The following is a 3161-nucleotide window of genomic DNA, read 5'->3' as shown; positions in this document are numbered from 1 at the left end:
CGACCAGGGCGGCGAGCCGGTCGTTGTCGCCGAACCGGATCTCGTTGGTGGCAACCGTGTCGTTCTCGTTGATCACCGGGACCGCGGCCAGGGACCGAAGTCGATCGAGGGTGCGCTGGGCATTGGCGGCGCTGTCCCGGCGCCCGATGTCGGCGGCGGTGAGCAGCACCTGCCCCACCACCCGGTCATAGCGGGCGAACGAGTCTCCCCAGGCGCGGGCGAGCTCGAGCTGGCCGACGCTCGCGGCGGCCTGCTTGGACGACAGGGTCGAGGGGCGCGCGGTCATCCCCAGCGGCGCCATGCCCGCGCCGATCGCGCCGGAGGACACGACGAACACGTCCGAGCCGGCGGCCATGCGGGACTGGCACACGTCGGCGAGTGCGTCGAGCTCGGCGCGCCGGATCCCGCCGTGGAAACTGGTGATGGCGGACGAGCCGATCTTCACCACCACACGGCGAGCGGTCCCGACTCGGCGGCGGAGTTCCGCCTCGACGGTCACTCGGGGAGCTCCTCGTCCGGGTCGATCAGACCGCGACGGACGTGCTTGCGGTACTTGCGCTCGGCGGCACCGGCACGCTCGGAGGACTCGAAACGCATGTCGGTTCCGCGGCCGATCCGCATGAGGTCGACACCGGCGGGGGTCTGCGGCTCCCACTCGAACGAGACGTCGCCGATGGTGACCGCGCAGCCTTCCTCGGCGCCGGCCTTGATGAGCGCTTCCTCCACGCCGAGGCGGGCGAGCCTGTCGGCGAGGAAGCCCACCGCCTCGTCGTTGGCGAAGTCGGTCTGGCGGACCCACCGCTCGGGCTTGACGCCGGAGACGATGTAGCCGCCCGGCTCGTCCGGGTCGCGACGGATCTCGAACTGGTCGGCGTCCACGGCCTTGGGCCGGATGACGATCCGCTCCGGCGCGGCCGGCGGGTTGGCCTTACGGTGAGCCTTGACCAGCTCATACAGGCCGTATTTGAGCTCGTCGAGCCCCTTGTGTGCCACCGCGGAGATCGCGAAGACGGGCCAGCCACGGTCCTCGAAGTGGCCCCGCACCATCTCCGCCATGTCGGCGGCGTCGGGCACGTCGATCTTGTTGAGCACCACCACGCGGGGACGATCCGCGAGGTCGCCCATTCCGGCATCGGCCAGCTCGGACTGGTAGGCGGCGAGCTCGGCCTCGAGCGCGTCCACGTCCGAGATCGGGTCGCGGCCGGACTCCAGGTTCGCGCAGTCCACGACGTGCGCCAGGACGGCGGTGCGTTCGATGTGGCGCAGGAAGTCCAGCCCGAGTCCGCGACCGTCGCTGGCGCCGGGGATGAGGCCGGGCACGTCGGCGACGGTGATGGTGTCATCTCCCACCGAGACCACACCGAGGTTGGGCGCCAGGGTGGTGAACGGGTAGTCGGCGATCTTGGGCTTGGCCGCCGAGATCACCGAGATCAGCGACGACTTTCCTGCGGACGGGAAGCCGACCAGACCGACGTCGGCCATCGACTTGAGTTCGAGGGTGACGTCATAGATGTCGCCGGGCTCGCCCAGCAGCGAGAAGCCGGGGGCCTTGCGTGAGCGCGAGGCGAGTGCGGCGTTGCCCAGTCCACCCTTGCCGCCCTGGGCCACGACGAACCGGGTGCCCGCACCGACCATGTCGGCGATCGGCTCGCCGTCGGGGCCGATCACGACGGTGCCCGGCGGAACCGACAGCACGAGGTCGTCGCCGTTGGCACCGTTGCGGTTGCCGCCCATTCCGGGCTGGCCCTTGCCCGCGCGGGCGTGGGGTCGGAAGTGGAAGTCGAGAAGCGTGTGTACCTGGGGGTCGACCACCAGGACGACGTCGCCGCCGCGGCCGCCGTTGCCGCCGTCGGGGCCGCCGAGCGGCTTGAACTTCTCGCGGTGCACCGAGGTGCAGCCGTTGCCGCCGTCTCCTGCCGCGAGGTGGAGGACGACGCGGTCGATGAATCTCGACATGGTGTGGATTCCTCCCGGTGGTGAACGGACGGTGTGTCAGGCGGTGATCGTGTGTATTGATTCTGCCCAACAAATGCTCTCGGGGGCCGGGTGTGGGGTCATCAGACCCCGCCCGGCCCCCGAGGGCGAATGTGACTGTGGGTGGCTACCGGGTCAGGCCTCGGCGCCGGCAGGCACGATGTTGACGGTCTTGCGGCCGCGCTTGGTGCCGAACTCCACCGCACCGGCGGAGAGAGCGAACAGCGTGTCGTCGCCGCCACGGCCGACGCCCACGCCCGGGTGGAACTTGGTGCCGCGCTGGCGGACCAGGATCTCGCCGGCGTTGACTTCCTGGCCGCCGAAGCGCTTCACGCCGAGGCGCTGCGCGTTGGAGTCACGACCGTTACGGGTGCTGGATGCGCCCTTCTTACTTGCCATGTCAGTCCCTCCTTCAGGGAATACGCCCGAAGGCGCTGAGCTGGTGGCCTGCAGGCGGCCGAGACGGAATTACTTGATACCGGTGATCTTGACGACCGTCAGCTTCTGACGGTGGCCCTGACGCTTGTGGTAGCGGGTCTTGTTCTTGAACTTGTGGATCCGGATCTTGGGACCCTTGGTCTGCTCGACGATCTCGGCGGAGACGGTGACCTTGGCCAGGGCGTCCGAATCGGAGGTGACCGAAGCACCATCGACGACGAGGATCGGGGACAGCGACACGGAGGTTCCGGCCTCGCCCTCGATCTTCTCGACCTTGACGTGGTCCCCTTCGGCGACCTTGTACTGCTTGCCGCCGGTCTTGACGATCGCGTACATGGAGGGCTTCCCCTTGCTTCTCGGGTGTGTGGCCGCGCATGACGACCACACCGTGTGTGCGGTGTTCTTACTTGCTCGCCGACTCTCATCGGCCTGGTTCGTGAGGCCCCGATCCCTGAAAGGGACCGGCCCACGACTCATTGCGCGGCGATATAGCGCCGCGACGAGCGACTTGTCAAGGTTACGGCCCGGCGGCACAGCAGGTCAAACCGGCCCCGCCGCCGGACCCGTAACCGTGGGTCTCAGGCTTCCTCGGGCGCGGTGGTGGACCGTGTCGCACGACGGCGTTCTGGCCGCTTACGCGGCTCAGCGACCACTGCGGTCGGCGCCTCTGCCAGCGCCGTGGCCTCGACCTTGGGGGCCGGGGCCTCGGGCGCTGCCTGCGATGCGGCGGTCGCGGCGGTGTCGGCCGC

At 69.3% G+C, this 3161-nt stretch carries 4 protein-coding genes; all 4 read right to left on the bottom strand.

All coding sequences use genetic code 11. The annotated features are described in order from the left end of the window. Window positions 1–499 (bottom strand): glutamate 5-kinase (gene proB / locus G6016_RS14450; protein WP_182633318.1); only part of this gene is annotated, 499 nt, incomplete at its 3' end. Beyond that, complete coding sequence (gene obgE, locus G6016_RS14445) at window positions 496–1956, bottom strand: GTPase ObgE (protein WP_182633317.1); 1461 nt, start codon at window positions 1954–1956, stop codon at window positions 496–498. The genes obgE and proB, both read right to left, overlap by 4 nt. 153 nt (window positions 1957–2109) lie before the next feature. After that, a complete protein-coding gene (gene rpmA / locus G6016_RS14440) occupies window positions 2110–2373 on the bottom strand; it encodes a 50S ribosomal protein L27 (protein WP_182633316.1) in 264 nt (87 codons plus the stop codon). Between the two features lie 69 nt (window positions 2374–2442). Continuing rightward, window positions 2443–2748, bottom strand: coding sequence for a 50S ribosomal protein L21 (gene rplU, locus G6016_RS14435; RefSeq protein ID WP_182633315.1), 306 nt, complete (start codon window positions 2746–2748; stop codon window positions 2443–2445). Window positions 2749–3161: the final 413 nt, after the last annotated feature.

The sequence above is a fragment of the Dietzia aerolata genome (assembly GCF_014144865.1).
GTDB lineage: Bacteria > Actinomycetota > Actinomycetes > Mycobacteriales > Mycobacteriaceae > Dietzia > Dietzia aerolata.
The sequence above is the reverse complement of the archived record's forward strand: the minus strand, read 5'-3'. Positions and strand labels throughout refer to the sequence as shown.

Excerpts from the sequence above, each read along its gene's own strand:
- obgE (WP_182633317.1), bottom strand. The coding sequence starts at position 1,956 with ATGTCGAGATTCATCGACCGCGTCGTCCTCCACCTCGCGGCAGGAGAC.
- rpmA (WP_182633316.1), bottom strand. The coding sequence starts at position 2,373 with ATGGCAAGTAAGAAGGGCGCATCCAGCACCCGTAACGGTCGTGACTCC.
- rplU (WP_182633315.1), bottom strand. The coding sequence starts at position 2,748 with ATGTACGCGATCGTCAAGACCGGCGGCAAGCAGTACAAGGTCGCCGAA.